The 1127-nt window shown below is 45.0% G+C and carries 2 protein-coding genes; one reads left to right on the top strand and one right to left on the bottom strand.

Annotated features, from left to right (window positions below; translation table 11 throughout):
• A partial coding sequence (locus tag A3729_RS18655) for an ABC transporter permease (protein ID WP_197475918.1) occupies window positions 1-396 on the bottom strand: 396 nt, incomplete at its 3' end.
• 102 nt (window positions 397-498) lie between these two features.
• Here A3729_RS18655 and A3729_RS18650 point away from each other — a divergent pair.
• On the top strand, window positions 499-1127 hold a 629-nt coding region (locus A3729_RS18650; protein WP_197475917.1), incomplete at its 3' end, for a patatin-like phospholipase family protein.

Raw genomic sequence — 1127 nt, 5'->3', positions numbered from 1 at the left:
ACTGAATAACTGAAAGCGTCCCTTTGTTGATAGTGCGTTGTTGCCAGTGCTATCTGACAGCGTGTTTAGAGATATCCAGCTCGATGCCAGCATCATCACTGATAGAACAGCCAAGGTGAGCAAGCTGCTTTCTGATTCGAAGATCATGATCAGCGCGTAGCCAATTAATAGCAGCTGGAGTAGCATGCGGATGATTGAGTAACAGGCTTTTCCGTATGCCAGCCCCCAATATCGCATTAGAGCAATCACAAAGAAAGTAGGGATAAAAGCGATGAGCAAGCGTTCAAAGGGAATGATTTCAATAGTCATCGGAAACTCGAAGTGATTGAAAGGACGGCGCGTATCATAACATGGAGCAGAGTAAAGCGATGGCACTTCAAGAATGATCTGGGTCATACAAAACCTGAAGAATACTCATAAAATGGTAAATAATACGGCGAAAAGTGGTATCTCCTGTTAAGCTTGAAAGCAATCATGACTTTACTTCGGAGAGTACGAGTGTTTTTTGAAAGCTCATCCAAGAAACTAGCTAAGCTTGAAATCAACATGGCCGCTGCAGAAAGCTATCAGGCTTGGTGCAGTGCGGCAGAAAAACATGACCTGGCTTCGGGTGCCAGCGAATGGAAAGAGCTTGAGCATACAAGCGAATATGACTACAAACAGATTCGTCATCGTCTAGAAGCTCTTCAGAGGCTTCGTCGAGACAACAATTATCATGGCTTACTGTTCGCTCTGAATGAAGGTATACATGGCAATATGGGGGGAATGGGTAAGCCTGTTCTCTATAACCATGCCAAGTATGGTACGAAGAAACTTATCGAAGAGTATGTCGATGAGATAGTTGAGTCCATAGAGCATATCGCAGAATTAGATGCCTCGCAGATCGATTATGAAGAGCGCCTAGACTTCTTTCATCGAGCCAGCCTTTGCTACGGCCGAACAGCGCTGATGCTCAGTGGCGGCGGTGCACTTGGACATTTCCACATTGGTGTTGTAAAAGCCTTGCTTCAGCAAAATCTTCTACCAAGTGTTATATCAGGCGCTAGTGCGGGCTCGGTCATTACAGCCATATTTGGTACGCATACAGATTTGGAGCTAAAAGAACTCATTCAGCCAGTGAGAATGTT

It is taken from the genome of Oleiphilus sp. HI0043 (genome assembly GCF_001634935.1).
This window is presented reverse-complemented; position numbering and strand designations above follow the sequence as displayed.